General features: G+C 47.8%; 16 protein-coding genes. 12 read left to right on the top strand and 4 right to left on the bottom strand.

Annotated elements, in window-relative coordinates:
* The first annotated feature begins 65 nt into the window (after positions 1-65).
* Positions 66-1109 carry a DUF481 domain-containing protein gene (locus ACKPVM_RS08950; protein ID WP_409308693.1) on the top strand — a complete coding sequence of 348 codons (1044 nt, stop codon included), beginning with the start codon at positions 66-68 and terminating at the stop codon, positions 1107-1109.
* A gap of 37 nt (positions 1110-1146) precedes the next feature.
* On the opposite strand, the gene ACKPVM_RS08945 is transcribed toward ACKPVM_RS08950, so the two are convergent.
* Both ACKPVM_RS08945 and ACKPVM_RS08940 read right to left on the bottom strand, forming a co-directional pair.
* Positions 1147-1830, bottom strand: coding sequence for a gamma-glutamylcyclotransferase (locus ACKPVM_RS08945; protein ID WP_409308835.1), 684 nt, complete (start codon positions 1828-1830; stop codon positions 1147-1149).
* Positions 1831-2059: 229 nt separating this feature from the next.
* Positions 2060-3616: a pyridoxal-dependent decarboxylase gene (locus ACKPVM_RS08940; RefSeq protein WP_409308692.1), complete on the bottom strand. Its 1557-nt coding sequence runs from the start codon at positions 3614-3616 to the stop codon at positions 2060-2062.
* Positions 3617-4081: 465 nt separating this feature from the next.
* Between ACKPVM_RS08940 and ACKPVM_RS08935 the strand changes: the two genes are divergently transcribed.
* From ACKPVM_RS08935 to dauA, 3 genes are all read left to right on the top strand, one after another.
* Positions 4082-4885, top strand: a complete 804-nt coding sequence (locus ACKPVM_RS08935) for a siderophore-interacting protein (protein ID WP_409308691.1) — start codon at positions 4082-4084, stop codon at positions 4883-4885.
* A gap of 263 nt (positions 4886-5148) precedes the next feature.
* Complete coding sequence (gene chaA / locus ACKPVM_RS08930) at positions 5149-6249, top strand: sodium-potassium/proton antiporter ChaA (protein WP_409308690.1); 1101 nt, start codon at positions 5149-5151, stop codon at positions 6247-6249.
* Between the two features lie 233 nt (positions 6250-6482).
* A complete protein-coding gene (dauA, locus tag ACKPVM_RS08925; RefSeq protein WP_409308689.1) occupies positions 6483-8201 on the top strand; it encodes a C4-dicarboxylic acid transporter DauA in 1719 nt (572 codons plus the stop codon).
* Between the two features lie 63 nt (positions 8202-8264).
* Here dauA and ACKPVM_RS08920 read toward each other — a convergent pair whose 3' ends face one another.
* Positions 8265-8684, bottom strand: coding sequence for a hypothetical protein (locus ACKPVM_RS08920; RefSeq protein WP_409308688.1), 420 nt, complete (start codon positions 8682-8684; stop codon positions 8265-8267).
* Between the two features lie 131 nt (positions 8685-8815).
* On the opposite strand from ACKPVM_RS08920, the gene folM reads away from it, so the two are divergent.
* The 8 genes from folM (at position 8816) to ACKPVM_RS08885 (ending at position 16457) form a co-directional block, all read left to right on the top strand.
* The gene (gene folM, locus ACKPVM_RS08915) at positions 8816-9538 is read left to right on the top strand and encodes a dihydromonapterin reductase (protein WP_409308687.1); all 723 of its coding nucleotides are present in this window, start codon (positions 8816-8818) and stop codon (positions 9536-9538) included.
* A gap of 85 nt (positions 9539-9623) precedes the next feature.
* Positions 9624-10358 carry a two-component system response regulator RstA gene (gene rstA, locus ACKPVM_RS08910; protein WP_409308686.1) on the top strand — a complete coding sequence of 245 codons (735 nt, stop codon included), beginning with the start codon at positions 9624-9626 and terminating at the stop codon, positions 10356-10358.
* The gene (gene rstB / locus ACKPVM_RS08905) at positions 10355-11659 is read left to right on the top strand and encodes a two-component system sensor histidine kinase RstB (protein WP_409308685.1); all 1305 of its coding nucleotides are present in this window, start codon (positions 10355-10357) and stop codon (positions 11657-11659) included. The genes rstA and rstB overlap by 4 nt, the downstream gene beginning before the upstream one ends.
* 158 nt (positions 11660-11817) lie before the next feature.
* On the top strand, positions 11818-12153 hold the full coding sequence (gene asr, locus ACKPVM_RS08900; protein WP_409308684.1) for an acid resistance repetitive basic protein Asr: 336 nt from the start codon (positions 11818-11820) through the stop codon (positions 12151-12153).
* A 146-nt stretch (positions 12154-12299) separates the two neighbouring features.
* Positions 12300-12380 carry a hypothetical protein gene (locus ACKPVM_RS20590; protein ID WP_498044273.1) on the top strand — a complete coding sequence of 27 codons (81 nt, stop codon included), beginning with the start codon at positions 12300-12302 and terminating at the stop codon, positions 12378-12380.
* Positions 12381-12656: 276 nt separating this feature from the next.
* Positions 12657-13484 (top strand): trypsin-like serine peptidase, encoded by an 828-nt coding sequence (locus ACKPVM_RS08895; RefSeq protein WP_409308683.1) that lies wholly within the window; start codon positions 12657-12659, stop codon positions 13482-13484.
* A 298-nt stretch (positions 13485-13782) separates the two neighbouring features.
* The gene (locus ACKPVM_RS08890; RefSeq protein WP_409308682.1) at positions 13783-15564 is read left to right on the top strand and encodes a sensor domain-containing phosphodiesterase; all 1782 of its coding nucleotides are present in this window, start codon (positions 13783-13785) and stop codon (positions 15562-15564) included.
* Positions 15565-15599: 35 nt separating this feature from the next.
* Positions 15600-16457: an EcsC family protein gene (locus tag ACKPVM_RS08885; protein WP_409308681.1), complete on the top strand. Its 858-nt coding sequence runs from the start codon at positions 15600-15602 to the stop codon at positions 16455-16457.
* Positions 16458-16546: 89 nt separating this feature from the next.
* Here the strand turns inward: ACKPVM_RS08885 and hrpA are convergent, their stop codons facing one another.
* Positions 16547-20428 (bottom strand): ATP-dependent RNA helicase HrpA, encoded by a 3882-nt coding sequence (hrpA, locus tag ACKPVM_RS08880; RefSeq protein WP_409308680.1) that lies wholly within the window; start codon positions 20426-20428, stop codon positions 16547-16549.
* Positions 20429-20454 lie beyond the last annotated feature (26 nt).

Here is a 20454-nt window from a genome sequence, read left to right as displayed (position 1 = left end):
TATTCATCGGCTGCACGTCTCCAATGACGTCGTTCAACACTTGTCACCACTGTTTATCTGGCAAAATGACACTATCCAAACACGCAATATCTTCCCTGAGTCTGGTTATCGCACTGGCATCCACTGGCATTTCTGAAAGCCGCGCGGATACCGTCTGGTTGACTAATGGCGATCAGCTCAGCGGTAAAATCACCCTGCTTGATGGCGGGAAATTATTTCTCACGACTGACTATGCCGGCACGATCTCGGTTTCCTGGGATAAAGTAAAAACCTTCGAAACCGATCACGGCTTGGTCATTCAAGGCGAACGTTACCATGAGGGCGTTCTCTACCCGGCGGTGAAAGCGGGTGAGAACCGGGCTATCGTCGCCACACCGTCGATCACGAATGAAGCAAACGGTCCGCAGACACTTCCTCTTTCTGAAATTACATCCATCGTGGCTCAAAAACCGTTGGTGGCAGATTTTGTCTGGAAAGGCAATATCGATGCAGGGATGTCTCATAAAAAGAGCTCGACCGAAACTGATAACTATGATGCCAGCCTGAGCACTCAGGCACGCCACGGAACCTGGCGTCACAACGTTGATGCGAATTACCATCTGGCAAAAGAAGACAACGTGGAAAGCACCAAAAACGCGGCAGGTGAATATGCGTTGGATAAATTCGTCGACGAGAACTGGTTCTGGCAAGGCCGCTACCAATACAAACGTGACTGGATTGAAAGCATCAAAATCAACCGCTCAGTGGGTCTCGGCCCTGGTTACCAATTCTGGGATAACGATTTAGGCGCGTTCTCTCTGACCTCGCTGGTCAACTCCCAAACGTTTGTGTATCGCGATGAAGGAGAAGACAACTTCTACTCCGGCGGGATGAAATGGGCTTACAACCGCTATTTGTTCAGTAAATCGGTAGAAGCCTTCACTAACGGTGAACTGGGTCGTTCTTTCGATGCAACTACGCCGTTATATTTGAAAGCGGAAGCCGGATTACGCTTCAAGCTAACCGACTGGTCTTCTATGAGTATGAAAGTATCGCGCACCCGTATCGAAAGCGATCAGGGTGATGTGGATGATACCTTGTATACCATGGGTGTCGGTGTCGGCTGGTAGCACGCCATATGAGCGAGCGCTATTGAATGGCGCTCACTCAAATTTCATCATTATTAGCCGCAAACCTCTGCTGCAACGTCCTTACTTCCTGAGCCAGTGCGCTTAATCCTTCATCAGCCATACCGTGATTATCTAACACCTGCTCCAGCGCGAACAAATATTGGGCATTAGTCCCCAGAGGGCCGCTCGCTTGCGCAATCAAAGGCGCGATATTCTGAATACAGGTATCAGCTTCAATCAGCGGATGTTCAGGTTCGGAAACAAACACCAACGCAGTGACAGTGTCACCATTTTGCTGGTGCAGTTCACACCACAGCGGGCGGTAACACCCCGTCAGCATTTCGCGTTTCCATAGCAATTCCAGATCTTCACATAATGAAGATTCAGGTAAACGAAACGCCAGACCGGTAGTTTGCCCACCGGGTCGTAATGCCAGCATTCTGCCCGGCTGATTTGGCGTCCCGCGACCGGCGGTTAAACGTAAGCAAAACGCACGATGCCAGCCATGCAATGTTGCCAGACAGGCTTCTTCCGGATCAAAGACCGGATTCCACATCAGTGAACCATAGCCAAATACCCAGATCGGGCTGTTATTTGGCCGACATTCCAAAGTTTTTGCCAGTGAGTCCGCACGTTGCTGTGGCGTAAGTAATAAGGTTTCTTCGATACTACCAAAAGACGTTCTACAGTCTGCTTTCTGCAAAAAATCACGCGTCAACACAACTAACAACCCCCGGACATACTCTTTTTCTACTCGCCAGTTCGGCTCTCGCACTGCGTTTACAACCCAGTCTGCCTTATCTGCTTAATTTTACAACACTATCGTTCTATATCCGTCATACTTCAAGTTGCTTGTGCGTTGACTGCGCTCGTTACTCGGCTCATCCATGAGCCTCACCTCGTTGGGGCCGCTGCAAGTCAGGAAAAATATACGCCAGGTAATTTAGTCCCTACGACTGAAATTCGATTTCGTCAGCAGTCACCGGCCGCAAACCTCCCATTTTTTTATTTTGATCGAAGGCTCCCAGCTGAGATAATCTTTCGAAAAGTTGCTCAACCACGTCTTCAGTGAGGTGTTCCATAGCAAAAACATGCGCATAGTTTATGCCATTTTCAGTCTGCGTAGAGAGGGAAAACTCCTCGACAATATCGTTGTTAGGACAGAGAAAAAGGATACTCAGTGAAAGTGGCGAACGTTGCATATAAAGATTAATACCTAATTTATTACCTAATCTTTTTAATCTCTGATAAAAATCTTCACTCACCTTCAATTGATGGACTATTTTGTTCATCTGAACATCATAAGAATTTTTAGATAGATAAAGCCAAAAAAGCAACGCGGAGAAACCATTTCGGGAGCCCGCCAACGTAGAATCCTGAGCGCCGATATAATTAACCGTTGAAAAACTGAGTAAATACTTCTGTTTTGTCAGGTAGACCCCAGAAGGCCACGGCGTACCGATATTTTTATGCCCACTAGTCACAATAGAGTGAACCGGATTTCTAAAATCAAATGACGGCAGATCGCCTACGCCAATATCCAGCCCTTGCGCTTTTGCTTTCTCAAGGAATGGAACATAGGCCGCGCCTAAGGCACCATCAATGTGGAACCAATAGCCGTTTCTGACACTTTTAACGACCTTGCCATCTTCCAGAACAACATCCAGCGTACGTTCGTTAAGGCCATATTTTGAAAGAATGGGTAAGAGCAAATCAATCGCCCCGCTGACATTATCCAATGCCCCTTTAAACGTCGTGCCATAATTGAAATTAACCACAATAGGGAAACCACGGGATGTAAAAAACTCCACCAACACACTCAGTTTGTCGATATCAACCGATCCCGTTGATTGTGAGGGAACTTTTTTCGGCCATTTTCCATCCGCTGTTTTAATCGGGCACTCGCCTGGATAAAGCGATTCCCCCACCTCGGCAAAAGTCGGTAACAGTAAAATATCTTTTGCTTTATCAATTGAATAATGTGTGTCTTCTGAATAAAAGAGCACTGGCTTCAGCGCATTCTTATTCTCCACCACGCATGGCGTAAGTTGAGAATTGCTATGAGATAGATTTTTATCCACCCAAAGCACTTTGCCTGCCAGATAGTCACGCGCATTACGCAATGCATATAAGTTCCCCTCCGTGCTGCCCATGGAGAGGAGATATCCCCAGTACGCCTCTTCCGGTCTTGACGTATTTCTTTCAGGTGCATGCCAGAGCTTCGCAAAGTAATCCAAAACGGCACGCTCTACAAACTTGGAATTTACCTTCAAATTACCAGAAACAAATGGATCACCGACATTATTCAGTTGTAGGTCTAAATACTTACTGAATTCTGATGAATAATGACATATTTGACTTGTTTGATAGCCGGAAAATTTATTCCGTTTTCTTTCCACATATTCATCTAACGCCAATAGTGCTTTTTCTCTTTCCGCAACTGAGAGTCCATTTTCAGATAGTGTAAACAAGGACTCATCAACATCGTTCCGTAATTCACCACTCATATTTTTCTCCTGAAAGGGATACGAAATAGAAAAAACAATTAAAGCTGTACTTCTGCGATGTCAGACATACTAGCCCCTCCTGATAATAAACAACAGAAAGAATATAAATTATTGTTTTTACTCACCAATGAATTAATTACCATAAGAATATATTAGTTGATAATAATAACTAAAAAACACCAGATAAAAATGAAAGATCGGTAATCATTATTAAAATAATAGAACGCACTAAAATAATATACATAAATAACTTAATCGATGATTTTGCATTCAGTTCAATGTGTGTTCATTTCCCATTTTTGCGTACTCCCATAGAAAAGTGACATCCAACAAACAGGTGTCATGAATGTATTACCGTGTAGTATTCCATACAGAATTGATGGCAAACCCGACGATTTCCAAATATAAATCGTTTCAGTTATGTTATGGTCAGTTTCAAGCTAGAGACATCCACGGAGACGATAAATGGCAACGCCGCGTCAGCCTGTTTTAGTCCAGGTTAAGCAAATCCACGACATTTCCCCACATTTACGCTGCATCACTTTTTATCATAGCGCCTTGCGCAATTACCCAGCCGAACGGTATGGCGCACATATCAAGCTCTTTCTGCCCCAGACCGGACAGCAAAAACCGGTTCTACCCACCATGGGCGAACGAGGCCCGATATGGCCGGAAGGTGAAGCTCGTCCCATCGTCCGTACCTATAGCGTCCGCGCGTTGCGCCCAGAGGATGCGGAACTGGACATGGTTTTTGCGCTGCATGAACACGCCGGACCAGCGGTCACCTTTGCTCGCCAGGCTAAACCCGGTGACTGGGTTGGCATTTCGCAACCCGGCGGCCCATTTCCGATGCTGCCGCCGGCAGCCGCTTATTATCTGGCCGCCGATCCATCATCGCTCCCTGCGCTGATAGCCTTGCTGGAGAATTTGCCTGACAACGCACAAGGACATGCCGTTATTCGTGTCGACAGTGAAGCGGATAGACTTGATATCGTTAAGCCATCACAACTTCAACTACACTGGATCGTCGGTGGAACCAACGCGACCGACACCTTGCTTCATCATTTTCAGACACTTCCCGCCGTTGAGAATACATTTTACTGGCTAGCGGGTGAGGATCGGATTGTCGTTCAGCTTCGTCGCCATGTGCGTCGGGAACGCGGATGTGAACGGAATCAGCTTTATGCCGTTCCTTATTGGCGAGAAGGGTTAAATGAAGAAGATTATCATCATAAACGCCACGATATCATGGATAACCCTGACGAATAACAGTAAAAAAAGAGTTTAGTATTATCAAGATAGGGAGAAGATCGCCATATTCTCCCTCTTCAATTTAATTTGAAGGCCAAACGTAAAAACCCGTAAAATTTCCCAGTAAATCACATAAAATCTGTTAATCTGCACTTTCTTTTTACGCTATAACTACTTTTTAGTAACGTTTTATCCAAAAAATGGTTGCTGACGTACTATTTTTGCTTCTAGCGTACTTTTGCCGCTGAGCACAATTCCTCTGGATAAGGAGAACCCCCGCAATGAAGTCTCACACTGAGGTTGTCAAAACCCGTCATCAGGAATATTCACTGATTCTACCGATTATTTCGCTTGCTGTTCTGTTCCTGTGGGGGAATTCGCAGGGTTTATTCGCCATTTTGAGTATTAACTTGCTGGCGTTGGCCGGTATTCTTTTTAGCGCATTTAGCGTTGTTCGCCATGCGGATGTGCTCGCACACCGACTCGGTGAGCCCTATGGATCTTTGATCCTCAGTCTGTCCGTCGTAATCCTTGAAGTCAGCCTCATTTCGGCGTTAATGGCCACGGGGGATGCCGGTCCTAACCTGATGCGTGACACCCTCTATTCCGTTATCGTGATCGTGACCGGTGGTTTGGTCGGTTTCGCACTGCTGCTGGGGGGGAGAAAATTCGCGACCCAATATGTGAATCTCAGCGGTATTAAACAATACTTGATGGCAATCTTCCCACTCGCCGTGCTGGTACTGGTGTTCCCCAGTGCGCTACCAGACGGGAATTTTAGCCTCGCTCAATCATTGCTCATTGCTCTGATTTCGGCTGCCATGTACGGCGTATTCTTATTGATTCAAACCCGCACCCATCAAAATCTGTTTATTTATGAACATGAAGATGAGGGCGATGGCGACGACCCAAGCCACGGTAAACCCTCAGCACACAGTTCGTTATGGCACACCGCATGGCTATTAATCCATCTGGTTGCCGTTATCAGCGTCACCAAAATGAACTCTATTCCACTGGAGACACTGCTGACGGAACTGAATGCCCCGCCACAGTTCACCGGTTTTTTGGTTGCCTTGTTAATTTTGTCACCTGAAGGACTGGGTGCCATTCGAGCGGTACTGAAGAATCAGGTACAACGAGCAATGAATCTGTTCTTCGGATCGGTTCTCGCCACCATCTCCTTAACCGTGCCAACGGTGACTATGATCGCGATATTTACCGGCCAAACGCTGAATTTCGGGTTGGATATGCCACATATCGTGGTGATGGTGTCCGTACTGGTGCTTTGCCACATCACCTTCTCCACCGGCAGAACCAACGTTCTCAGCGGCAGCGCGCACCTTGCCCTTTTTGCGGCATACCTGATGACGATCATGCTGTAAATACTCATGCTATAAACTCGCATGTTGTAAACTCGCATATTGCAACCCCCGCGTTACTGATGCCGCTTTCTGCGGCATCGCCCCCATAGTTGATAGTTGATAGTTGATAGTTGGCCCGACTCTTGATGTATATCTGGATCTCTCAAGAGCATAAAGCGTATCGTATAGCAGACTTCTCTACGACGGACTCAACTGGCCCGCCATTCTTTGTTTATTTATTGGTTCTTTCTTAGATGAAAACGCACGGAATTAACGGTATTAAACCGTTCAGCGCACTTATTGAAGCGTGCTGGCGCGAAAAATATACGCTGCAACGCTTTACTCACGACATTATCGCAGGGATTACGGTTGGGATTATTGCCATACCACTGGCAATGGCACTGGCGATTGCCAGTGGCGTCCCCCCGCAATACGGCCTCTATACCTCGGCGATTGCTGGGATTATTATCGCGATCAGCGGGGGTTCTCGCTATAGCGTTTCTGGCCCAACCGCTGCCTTCGTCGTCATTCTCTATCCGGTTTCCCAGCAGTTTGGTCTCTCCGGCCTGCTGGTGGCGACACTGCTATCAGGCGTTTTTCTGGTTCTGATGGGCGTCTGTCGTTTGGGACGGCTTATCGAGTATATTCCTCTGTCAGTCACGCTAGGCTTTACATCCGGGATTGCCATTACTATTGCGACCATGCAAATCAAAGATTTCTTTGGGCTGAATATGGCGGTCGTTCCCGAACACTATGTCGAAAAAGTGATTGAACTTGCCCATTCGCTACCAACACTACAATTGGGTGATACGCTGATTGGCGTCACCACACTGCTTGTTTTGATTATTTGGCCCAAACTCGGTATTCGCCTTCCTGGACACCTTCCTGCATTGCTCGCCGGGATGGCGGTGATGGGTGTGCTTTCACTGTTTGGTACGGATGTGGCGACCATCGGTTCCCGTTTTAGTTACCTGCTTGCCGACGGAACACAAGGACAAGGCATCCCGCCAATTTTACCTCGGCTGGTGCTTCCCTGGGATATCGCTGCACCTGGCGGCCAAACAATGACGTTGGACTGGCAAAGCATTTCAGCTCTGCTGCCTGCCGCTTTCTCCATGGCGATGCTTGGGGCAATCGAATCTCTGCTTTGTGCCGTGGTGCTGGATGGTATGACGGGCAAAAAACACCATTCAAATGCTGAACTCATGGGACAGGGATTTGGTAACATCGTAGCCCCCTTCTTTGGCGGGATTACCGCCACCGCTGCCATTGCTCGTTCAGCGGCGAACGTACGGGCAGGCGCAACCTCCCCCGTTTCCGCGGTGGTTCATGCCTTGTTGGTGATTTTGGCACTGTTGGTTCTAGCGCCATGGCTCTCTTACCTTCCGCTGGCTGCCATGGCATCGCTGCTGTTAATTGTCGCCTGGAACATGAGTGAAGCGCATAAGGTTGTCGATCTGCTGCGTCATGGACCGAAAGACGACATCATCGTGATGATGCTGTGCATGTCTCTGACCGTGTTGTTCGATATGGTCATCGCGATCACTATCGGGATCGTGCTGGCGTCATTGCTCTTTATGCGCCGTATCGCACGCATGACCAGACTGAGTGAACTGCCTGAGACCAAACGGCCTGACTATCTGGTGCTGCGCGTCAACGGACCTCTATTTTTCGCAGCGGCCGAGCGCATATTCAATGAGTTAATGCAACGCAGCGAAGACTACCAGACCATTGTTCTTCAATGGGATGCGGTCCCCGTACTGGATGCTGGCGGATTGAACGCGTTCCTTCGCTTCACGGAAACGCTGCCAGAAGATAAACAGCTCATCATCACCGATATTCCTTTCCAGCCGTTAAAAACGCTGGCGCGTGCAAATGTTCATCCTATTGAAGGACGGCTCAGCTTTTATGGTTCGCTATCACAAGCATTGAATGCCATTGAAGAAAATCAGCCGTCAGAAATTGCGGAATAGAACTTGCGAAAATGGGCAGAAACTCTCTGCCCATTGACGGCGCCACGCGACTCATAAACGGTTTTAATGCGGCAATGCTATCGTTTCAATACGAATAGAAAGCCGCTCATTTTGCTGAGTTAATACAACCGCCTCACTGCATTCATGACCAATAGAAAGCAGTTGTTCCTGAGTGAGTGGATAAGGCAACTGAATATCAAATGCGGTTAACCCCTGCTGCTGCGCCAGCGTAACCAACCTCACAATATTGGTTTCATCACTCACTTGGGTCGATAACACCTGTAACGCTAACGTTTTCAACCGATCCTTTTCCGCCACCTGACGAGACAAAGATCTTTTTGTCACCATGCCAAAAATAGGCAATACACCATACATGGCGTCCACAAAACGCCAGCGTTTATGACACAACGCGGCCAAGCAATCAGTATAATCAATACAGACCTTTTCACTGGAACCTGTAGATATAGGGCAATCCTTCTCCATTTCCCTTTCCCCTCTTCACCAGTGGATTTATCGCGCTACTTCAGAGCAAAAACCCTACACTGTCTGATAGCATATTCCGTTATATTGGCACGGTTCACTGATGTTTTACAGCTTGTTCAGGAGTATTGATTGTGGCAACTTTTTCTTCCGCCCCTGTTTTAATCACCGGTGGAGCCCAGCGCATCGGGCTTGCGTTAGCACGTTCACTTCTGGCACAACGTATTCCTGTCATCATTAGCTACCGCAACCATTATGCAGAAATTGAGCGTCTCACCCAGCAAGGCGCGACTTGTCTGCCCGCTGACTTCTCCAGCAACGAGCACATTCACGCGTTTGCCAATCAGGTTAAATCCCTGACGCCTCGACTACGCGCGATTATTCACAACGCCAGCAGTTGGCAGGCGGAAAGTGCCGATACGCCGCCGGAACAAACATTGGCAGCAATGTTGCAAATTCATGTTTATACACCCTATTTACTGAATCTACTGTTAGAACCTTGCCTGCGGGGACAAGGCGTCGCGGGAGCCGATATTATCCACTTGACCGATTACGTGGTGGAGAAAGGCAGCGATAAGCACATTGCCTACGCCGCCAGCAAGGCTGCCCTCGATAACATGACACGATCGTTCGCCCGCAAGCTGGCACCTGAAGTGAAAGTGAATGCCATTGCTCCCGCTCTAATTATGTTTCATGAACACGATGACGAAACATATCGCCAGCAAGCATTAGATAAGTCGTTGATGAAGATAGCGCCTGGAGAAGAGGAAATTGTCCGATTAGTTACGTATCTGCTTGACAGTCGATACGTCACAGGAAAAACGTTAGGCGTAGATGGTGGCAGACCGTTGCGTTGATATACCTGTTTACGCTTCCCTTCTAGTACCAATAAACGCGGCGAGCTATTCTGATATCAGGTTGTCCTTGAACGATATAAATACGATGCAAAAGATTGTTTTTATCGAAGACGATGCAGAGGTGGGTAAGCTGATTGCCGCTTACTTAGGTAAACACGATATTGACGTTCAGGTTGAATCTCGTGGCGATAACGCCTTGGCATTTATCGCCCAGCAACGTCCCGATCTGGTTCTGCTGGATATTATGTTGCCCGGTAAAGACGGTATGACCATTTGCCGTGAATTACGTCCTCAATACGCCGGGCCTATCGTGTTGCTAACCTCACTGGACAGTGACATGAATCATATTCTGGCGCTGGAAATGGGAGCCAATGATTATATTCTGAAAACCACCCCGCCTGCGGTTTTACTCGCCCGACTGCGTTTGCATTTCCGCCAGCATGCCATGACGCCGTTGGCGAATGAGGAACCGTCACCGATACCGCTACACGTTCACAAACCGCTACATTTTGGGCTGTTGTGCATCGATCCGGTCAATCGGGATGTCACGCTGGGTGAAGAAAACATTGCGCTTTCCACCGCCGACTTTGATTTACTCTGGCAATTAGCCACCCATGCGGGTCAGACTATGGATCGTGACGCCCTACTGAAAAATCTGCGCGGTGTGAGCTATGACGGTATGGATCGTAGTATTGACGTGGCGATTTCCCGGCTGCGAAAAAAATTGTATGACAACCCTTTGGAACCCTTTCGTATCAAGACAATTCGCCATAAAGGCTACCTGTTTGCCCCCAACACCTGGGAGAGTAAGACACCATGAAAAAGCTGTTTATCCAGTTTTTTCTCTTGCTGTTCGCCTGTTTTGTCGTGATGACGCTACTGGTGGGGCTTGTGTATAAAGTCACGGCAGAGCGTGCAGGACGACAGTCTATGGACGATCTGATGAAAAGCTCGCTCTACCTGATTCGTAATGAACTGAGGACCATTCCGCCTCGTGATTGGCACAAAACCATTAACCAGTTAGATTTAAATCTGTCGTTTAAGCTGCACATCGAGCCACTCAGTCGTTATTCTCTGCCGCCAAAAACCAAACAGCGACTCAATCAAGGCGAGATTGTCGCACTTGACCATGAGTATACGTTCATTCAACGAATTCCTCGCAGCCATTATGTCTTGGCCGTTGGTCCAATACCTTATCTGTTTTTCCTGCATGAAATGCGCTTGCTGGATCTGCTTCTGGTCATGCTGATTGGTCTATCACTGGCGTTACCGGTATTCTTATGGATGCGTCCGCATTGGAAAGCCTTGTTGACGCTGGAAAACGCGGCGCAACGCCTGGGCGCGGGTCATCTCGATGAACGTACCCATTTTGACAACACTTCCAGCCTGTTTCGGCTCGGCGTGGCATTCAATCTGATGGCAGACAATCTGAATCAGCTGATTACCAGTAAAAAACAGCTCATTGACAATATTGCTCATGAGTTGCGCACACCACTCGTGCGTCTGCGTTATCGGCTCGCCATGAGCGATCATCTGACAGAAGAAGAGCAGCAGGCGCTCAATCAAGATATCGGTCAGCTCGAATCGCTCATTGACGAACTGCTGACTTATGCCCGGTTGGATCGCCCACAGGTCACCCTACATCTTACTGAAATCGATTTTTCCGCATGGTTACAGGCTAAAGTCGATGATTTTCGACTGATCCATCCCGATAAGACGATTACTCTGGATATGCTTCATTCCGGTAGTTTCGGCGCAGTGGATCGACGACTGATGGAACGAGTGCTGAACAATCTCGTGAATAACGGATTGCGGTTTTGTCATCAGCAAGTACACATCAGTTTATTCATGCAACACGATCAAACGGCCTGTTTGCTGGTTGAAGACGATGGCCCCGGCATCGCACCAGAGAGTCGCACCCTTATTTTCGAACCTTTTGTTCGCCTTGAGGCTGGAGTAGAAAACAGCAGCGGTGGTTGCGGTTTAGGCCTAGCGATTGTTCATGCCATTGCCCGTGCTTACGAAGGTACTATCGCCGTTGATAGCAGTTCACTTGGTGGTGCCCGTTTCTGTTTCTGTTGGCCGGTAAAATTCCCTACTGTACTAACGAGCACGGATTAAAACGCATTGTCTGGAAGGAAGGTCATCGGATAACGCTGTACATTAGGTTACACGCCGAAACGAATCACTCACGGACGACACCATCCTTTTTCCTTATGCTCATCTCAACGCCCCATATCGGGGGCACGACATGTGAATGAGATAACGAGGAAATGATGATGAATAAAGTATTAGTAATGATCGCAGGTGCGGCTTTGGGTCTGTCCTCTGTTGCATTCGCCGCTGACACTACCCATAACGCGCCAGCAGCAACAGCGACTCACACCAACGTCGCCCACGCCAAGAAAACCGTGAAAAAAGCGCCACTGGCTGAACAAAAGGCTCAGGCTGCTAAGAAACATGTGAAGAAAGCCAAACCTGCCGAACAAAAAGCCCAGGCTGCTAAAAAACACGTGAAGAAAGCCAAACCTGCCGAGCAAAAAGCCCAGGCTGCTAAAAAACATGTGAAAAAAGCCAAAACCACAAAACCGGCAACGACTACGCCAGCCGCCTGATCATCCGGTTTCTCTCATCATCTCGACACCATCAAAGCAATACCGTCGAGAATGATGAATGCAGAAAGCATACCGTCAATAGCGACATTATCGACAGTTCACAACACCCGGTTTTCCGGGTGTTTATTTCATAGGGTATCGGATCAATGCTACGTCGCTACTCATTTGAAATCCTGCTATCCCTTGTACTCCTTTGCGGAGGTATCACCCTGCTCTTTTTTCTATAAGCCATGAGGCTCAACCGTTTATTTAATATGAAATTGCCTCGCTATACTTAATGAGTCATGGCAAATACATCTATAATTAGATCGCTAATATCATTATTTCACTGCACTTATACCCAAAATAATTCGAGTTGCATGAAGGCGGCAAGTGAGGGAATCCCGATGAGCTTACTTGAGTAAGTGATTCGGGTGAGTGAGTGCAGCCAACGCACAAGCAACTTGAAGTATGACGGGTATATTAGATAAATCACAAATAGCTAACGTAAGGCTCATCATTACATGCGCATATCCGTTGGATTGTTATGTTCATTCGTCCTTGCTTCTACTGCCTGTTGGGCACAACCCTCTACCGACGAGGCAAAAAAACAACAACAGATATTATTTTTCAATCATGATGATCGAGACCGTGTGGCCGATACCACCCAATGGCCCTGGCAAGCGATTGGCCAACTGGAAACCGCCAGCGGCAACTTATGTACGGCGACATTGATATCCCCTCATCTCGCATTGACAGCAGGGCACTGCGTGTTAATTCCACCAAAGGGAACCGCCGATAAACCGGTCGCCCTTCGCTTTCAGTCAACAGAGGATGGCTGGCGCTATGAAACCAAAGAAATTGAAGCGCTGGTAAACAAGAAATTAGCTAAACAACTGGAAGCCGATGGTGAAGGCTGGGTGGTTCCATCGCTGGCAGCACCGCGTGACTATGCACTAATTCGCTTAAAACAAACGCCAACCAACATTGCCCCCATCCCACTGTGGCAGGGCAACCGTCAATCATTAATTGAGGCATTGCACCAGAATCGGCAACGGGTCACTCAGGCAGGGTATCCCGAAGATCACCAGGACACGCTGTATCGCCATCAAGATTGTCTGATTACCGGTTGGGCTCAGCCAGCGGTATTGTCACATCGATGTGATACATTACCCGGTGACAGTGGTTCGCCCCTGATACTGCATTCAGAAGCCGGATGGGCCGTTATCGGTATTCAAAGTTCTGCCCCTGCCGCCAGCGATCGCGATCGCGCTGACAATCGAGCAGTTTCAGTAACGGCTATCCGTCAACAGTTGGAAGCGTTAGCAAGGGATACCAAGGCGGCTCGCTGATCTTTTATTTTACCGTTGCGATAAAATAGATTATTACGTTCAACAAGATTGAGTAGGGATATTATTTCTTAAACAGAAAAGAACGTTAGCACTTCATTTCGCAGAGGAGAGCGAAGATTAAGATAATTAACTGAGTTCCATATTTTTACAATAATCCTCATCATTGCTACCCTCCCTATGTTACTGTGTTCGAATGCAATAATTCGGGTTTCAGGAACACATATTATTGTTTTTAACAACATACTGGCAGTCTGATGTATCACAGGTATAAAAACCATATGACGAAAAAGAGGGCGACATGTTAAGACATCTCAGTCATGATGAAAAAAAACGCATGCAAACTCTCGACCTGCTTAAAAGCCTTGATATTTCTCAAGATAATAACCTTAATAAAGTTACTGATTTAGCCTGCCAGTTATTAAAAATGCCAACCGCCTTAGTCACGCTTAGCGGCACAGAGAAACAACACATTAAGGCCAGGACAAATTTTTCCTTAACCGAAATGGAAAAAATCGGATCATTCGATCATTTTGCCGTCCAAACAGGCAACACATTGATTTGCCCAGATGCACTTCAGGATTCGCGCTTTAAAGACAGTATCTATGTTGCCCAGGCTCCCCACATTCGTTTTTATGCCGGGATACCGCTGATTACGGAAGAAGGATATTCGATCGGTACGCTTTGCGTAATGGATTATGTCCCGCGAAATTTCAGCAAAATACAACTGCGCACCCTGCGTGATTTAGCGGCCATTGTGATGGCGCTAATTGAATACCGCAACGCTATCGGGCTTATTGATGCGGTAACCATGCTACCCAATCGGCAGCGACTAATTGAAGATATCGGTCAAATGACGGATATCCATGAAAACTATCTGTTACTACTGATTGACAGTATTGATATTTCTTACGCCTATGAGATGGGGCGTTCATTAGGCATGCCAACCGTAGAAAATATTCTACGTGATATCGCCATTTTTTTACGCCTGACATTTCACAACCACGGCGGTATTTATTGTGCCGCAGTCGGCCGTTTCGCCCTGCTGGTAAAAGCCGACATGAAAGCACAAGTTCTTCAAGAACTCTCTCTCTGTGCCACACGGATTCAGGACAGTATTACCAGTCATATTCCGCTAAAGTTAGAGTTATTTGCCGGTTACACAGAATTTCAGATCCCGGTAGATGATCCTCAGCGCATTTTGCGCGAATCGATGAGCGCTCTACATGATGCCATCAATACCGACACCCGTTATCGTGCTTATAACGTAGACAGCGACAAGACTCAGCAAGTCACGTTTACGTTACTTAACGAATTATCCGATGTATTAAAAAACAATAAACCGGGGCTATATCTGGTTTATCAACCAAAATTGAATATTCATGACAATCAAGTCATTGGCGCAGAAGCATTAATTCGCTGGCATCATCCCGATTTAGGTGAAATTTATCCGGATCAATTCATTCCACTGGCAGAAGGAACGACGCTGATGCGGCCGCTGACGGAATGGGTGATCAAACAAACATCCAGACAGCTAAAAATATGGCGTCAATCGGGAATTTTATTGCCCGTGTCCATCAACGTGGCAGCCAGTAATTTTGCTGAAGACAACTTTATAGAACGCCTCATCAATATTCTTAACAATGACGGTTTAACGCCACTCGACATCCAGATTGAATGTGTTGAAACGCAGAAAATTGTCGAAAGCTCAGGAACGCTGGCGACGATTTTATCGTTAAAACAACACGGATTTGTGATTGCACTAGATGATTTTGGCGCGGGTTACAGTAATTTAAATTATCTACGAAATATCCCGGCAACTATCATAAAATTGGATAAATCGCTGATAAAAGATATTAAAACAGATAAGAACAGCCGAATTATTGTCGAGTCCATTATCAGTATGTTGCATAATCTCAACTACTCCGTATTGGCGGAGGGCGTGGAGAATAAAGAAACGCTCGATTATCTTTCCCAATTCGGCTGTGATGAAGTACAGGGCTATTATTTTTCCCGACCGATTTTGCCAGACGCATTTGCTAATTGGTTAGCCCAACATGGGGACACGCTATCCCCCAAATAATTCAAGTTTCAACGTTGCAAAACAGAGGGAACATCATGCCCCTTCTTGATAATCAACAGGACCTGAGTGACATTCGACAAGCGATAACGCTATTGGAATCCCCCTCCGTTGCGATCCAGCTTGCGAATCTGGTTGGCAGCCCTATCGAATGGAGCATATCTAAACTCCCTTCATGGGTAACAAATAAAGTACAGCGTGTGGTTCATTCTGCATTGCATAAATCCGTTGATGCCGCGTTGTACACACTTGATGATGCCCCTAAACGCGCGCCTTCGCCGAAAACCCATAAGCTGGCTGCCGCGACATCCGGTGCCGTTAGCGGTTTTTTCGGTGCGACCGGATTGTTGGTGGAACTGCCGATTAGTACCACGATTATGATGCGATCCGTTGCCGATATCGCCCGTAGTGAAGGATTTTCGCTGAGCGATTTTTCAGTCAAAGCGGCCTGCGTGGAAGTCTTTGCGCTAGGCGGAAGAAGTAAAGATGACGATGCTGCCGATTCTGCCTACTACGCATCACGTGCTGTCCTTGCCGATATGACAAAACACACGACTCGTGAATTAGTTGAGCTTGCCAGTAAAAAAGGGGTAGAAAAAACCTCAACAAAAATCACCTCATCACAGGCAGGAAAAACGTTAGCCAAGCTGATCGACGCCGTTGCCACACGCTTGGGGATCACCATCACGGAAAAAATGGCTGCGCAAATAGTGCCTATCATCGGCGCGGCCAGCGGTGCCGCCATCAACACACTGTTTATTCACCACTATCAAAATATGGCACGCGGTCACTTCATCATTAAGCGACTGGAGGACAAATACGGTGAAGAGGAAATCAAGTCAATATACGTGCAGTTAAAAGAGGGTGTAGTGGGTGTAGTTAAAGAGGGAGAATAGCTGAATAGGATGAGTCGTTGAAAGTGCAAAAAAATAGCCAGCCACCGTAAGCGGTGGCTGAGAAAGATGGCGATATGCCGTAAAGTAATTTACCCGTCGATTTGTTCCATCGCTTGCAACACCCGTTTGTCAGAGATTGGAAAAGGGGTGCCCAGTTGCTGAGCAAAGTAGCTGACCCGTAGCTCTTCAATCATCCAGCGAATCGCTTTCACGTCATCATCGTCGCGCCGTTCAGCAGGTAGTTTATTCCACCATTGTTGCCAGAGTTGCTGTACCTGCTCAACTTTCAGCATCTGCGCCCGATCGCGGTGCGCATCCTGCGCCAATTTTTCCAGCCGACGCTCAATGGCCTGCAAATAACGCAGCACATCAGGCAACCGACGCCATCCGTTTTCGGTCACAAAACCACGGAACACCAGTCCATTAATCTGATTTTTGATATCACTCAGTGCCAGCGCCATCGTCATGTCAATACGGCCTTTCAGACGTTTATTGATAGCGAAAACCGTTGTCAGGATCTGCTCCACCTGTTTTGCAATATCGACAACCGTATCATTGAGTTCCGCGCGAACTTTTTCATGCAATTGCTGGAAGGCGTCTTCCTGCCATACTGGGCCACCAAACTCCGTTATCAACTTATCAACCGCGCAGGCAATGCAATCATCAATTAGCTCAAGCACTTTCCCATAAGGGTTAAAATACAGCCCTAGTTTGGCTTTATTGGGCAGTTTTTCATGTAAGTATTTAATCGGTGAGGGAATATTTAGTAGCAATAAACGACGCAACCCCTGACGCATCACTTGCTGTTGCTGGTGCGGGGTATCAAACAAGCGAATCGCAACGCTATCCTTCTCATCGACCAGCGCCGGATAGGCTTTCACCGAATAACCGCCCCGCTTTTGTTCATAGCAATCCGGCAGATTACCAAAACTCCAGACGTGCAGATCGCCCTGCTCCAGCCCATCATCTGCAACCGCGGAAAGCGTTTGCTGAACGTGCTCTTTCAGTTGATCTTTTAGCGCATTCAGATCTTTCCCTTCACGCAGCATACGATTTTTCTCATCCACCACGCGGAAGGTCACTTTTAGATGATCGGGCACCTGTTCCCATTGCCATTCCTCTCGCGGTACCGTCACACCCGTCATAAGGCGCAATTCCCGCTCTAGTGCATCCAACAATCCTTTTTCCAGCGGCGTGGCCCGAGCCAAAAACGCCTCGGCATAATTCGGCGCAGGGACAAAATTACGGCGCATCGGCTTCGGCAATGACTTGATTAATGCGATAACCAACTCACGACGCACACCGGGAATTTGCCACTCAAACCCTTCATCACGCACCTGATTGAGAATGGGGAGCGGAATATGAACCGTAACCCCATCAGCCTCCGTTCCCGGCTCAAACTGATAGGATAACCGCAATTTCAGGCTGTCCTGACGCCAAAAATTAGGGTAATCCAGTGCGCTGACGTTATCTGCACCCTCTTTGATCAGCATACTTTTTTCAAAGTTCAGCAAATCTGCATTTTCACGGTTCGCTGTTTTCCACCATTTATCAAAATGGCGGGCAGAAATAATGTCGTGCGGCAAACGTTGATCGTAAAAAGCAAACAGGGTTTCATCATCAACCAGAATGTCACGGCGACGCGATTTATTTTCCAGTTCCTCCACTTCCGCCAGCAATTTCAGGTTAGCGCGGAAGAACGCATGATGAGTTTGCCAATCACCGTCCACCAGCGCGTGGCGAATAAACAATTCCCGCGCCAACACAGGATCAAGTTGGCTGTAATTCACCTTTCGCGCAGCCACTATCGGTAAGCCGAACAGGGTTACTTTCTCCTGCGCCATCACCGTTCCCTGCGCTTTTTCCCAATGAGGATCGCTATAGCTCCGTTTGATTAAGTGCTGCGCCAGCGGTTCAATCCATTCAGGTTCAATACGGGCAGCAATACGTCCCCAGAGTCGACTGGTTTCAACCAACTCCGCCACCATGGTCCATTTAGGCGGTTTTTTGAATAAGCCAGAGCCGGGAAAAATGGCAAAACGTGCATTACGTGCACCACTGAACTCTTGTTTTTCAACGTCCTTTTGACCAATGTGCGATAACAGTCCGGTCAATAATGCGCAGTGGATACTGCGATAGTCGGCGGGTGCACTGTTAATCGGTAACCCTAATTCTTTCACCACCTGGCGCAGTTGCGTATAGATATCCTGCCATTCACGTACGCGCAGATAGTTCAGATAGTCACTACGGCATAGGCGACGAAACTGGCTGGACGATAGCGCTTTCTGTTGTTCACGCAGATAGTCCCACAAATTGACGAATGCCAGAAAATCGGATTCTTTATCGGCGAAACGACGGTGTTTCTCATCTGACGCCTGCTTTTTATCCAGCGGTCGTTCACGCGGGTCTTGAATAGATAATGCTGCGGTAATGACCATCACTTCACGAACACAGCCCGTGTTACGCGCTTCCAACACCATTCGCGCCAAACGGGGATCGATGGGCAACTGTGCCAACTGGCGCCCTTGCGGGGATAAACGGTAGCGATCATTCTCTGTCTGCTGAATCGCGCCCAATTCTTCCAGCAGGCGCACACCATCTTGAATGTTGCGCTTATCGGGCGCTTCGACAAACGGGAAGGCGGCAATATCGCCCAATCCCAATGCGGTCATTTGCAAAATCACCGACGCCAGATTCGTGCGCAAAATCTCCGGATCGGTGAACTCCGGGCGAGATAAGAAATCCTGTTCTGAATAAAGACGAATACAGACGCCAGCGGCGACACGCCCACAGCGACCTTTACGCTGATTAGCGGATGCCTGAGAAATCGCCTCAATAGGCAAACGTTGAACTTTGGTACGGAAACTGTAACGACTAATACGTGCCGTACCGGGATCAATCACATAGCGAATGCCTGGCACCGTTAGTGACGTTTCAGCCACATTCGTCGCCAGTACGATTCGTCGACCATGATGCGATTGGAAAACGCGGTTCTGTTCCTGATTGGATAAACGAGCGTACAGCGGCAAAATTTCAGTATGAGGCAAATCTAATTTGGTCAAGGCATCGGCAGTATCACGAATTTCCCGTTCACCGCTCATAAAGATCAAAATATCGCCCGGCCCTTCGCGCCCCAGTTCATCCACCGCATCAAAGATGGCCTGTAGCTGATCGCTGTCTTCCGCATCCTCGACAATCGGGCGATAACGCACATCGACCGGATAGGTGCGACCTGATACTTCAATAATCGGCGCATTATCAAAATGACGAGAAAAACGTTGTGGATCAATGGTTGCGGAGGTAATGATCACCTTCAAGTCAGGACGTTTGGGCAACAATTGCCGCAGATAGCCCAGAATGAAATCGATATTTAGGCTGCGTTCATGCGCCTCATCAATAATCAGCGTGTCGTACTGCATCAGCAACCGATCCTGCTGGATCTCCGCCAACAGAATGCCATCCGTCATCAGCTTGACCAGCGTATTATCACTGACATGGTCGTTAAAACGGACCTTATAGCCGACACAACCGCCTAATGGCGTCTCCAGCTCAGCGGCAATGCGATCAGCAACGGTTCTGGCAGCCAATCGGCGAGGTTGAGTATGTCCGATGATCCCTCGGACACCACGCCCGAGTTCAAGACAAATTTTCGGCAACTGTGTCGTTTTCCCGGAGCCGGTCTCCCCCGCGACGATAATCACCTGATGCTCACGTAACGCATTCAGTATCGCGTCTTTTTTCTGACTAACAGGCAATTGCTCGGGATAGTTGATCGCCGGACAACTCGCTCGCCGATTCTCCACTCTCTGACGAGAAGCCTCGATTTCCCCTTCAATCTCCTGAGCAATCGCAGCCTGTGCTTGTGGGTTCCCTACCTTTACCGCCCCCTGTAAACGACGGCGCAGGCGTTGCTGATCGCGGAGCATTAACCCACTTAATTGCGCAGATAATGCATTGAGAGGTGATTTCACGTTGCTATTCCTTAATACTTTTTTAT

The sequence above is a fragment of the Pectobacterium hainanensis genome (genome assembly GCF_046237015.1).
Lineage (GTDB): Bacteria > Pseudomonadota > Gammaproteobacteria > Enterobacterales > Enterobacteriaceae > JBJYIN01.
The sequence above is the reverse complement of the archived record's forward strand: the minus strand, read 5'-3'. Positions and strand labels throughout refer to the sequence as shown.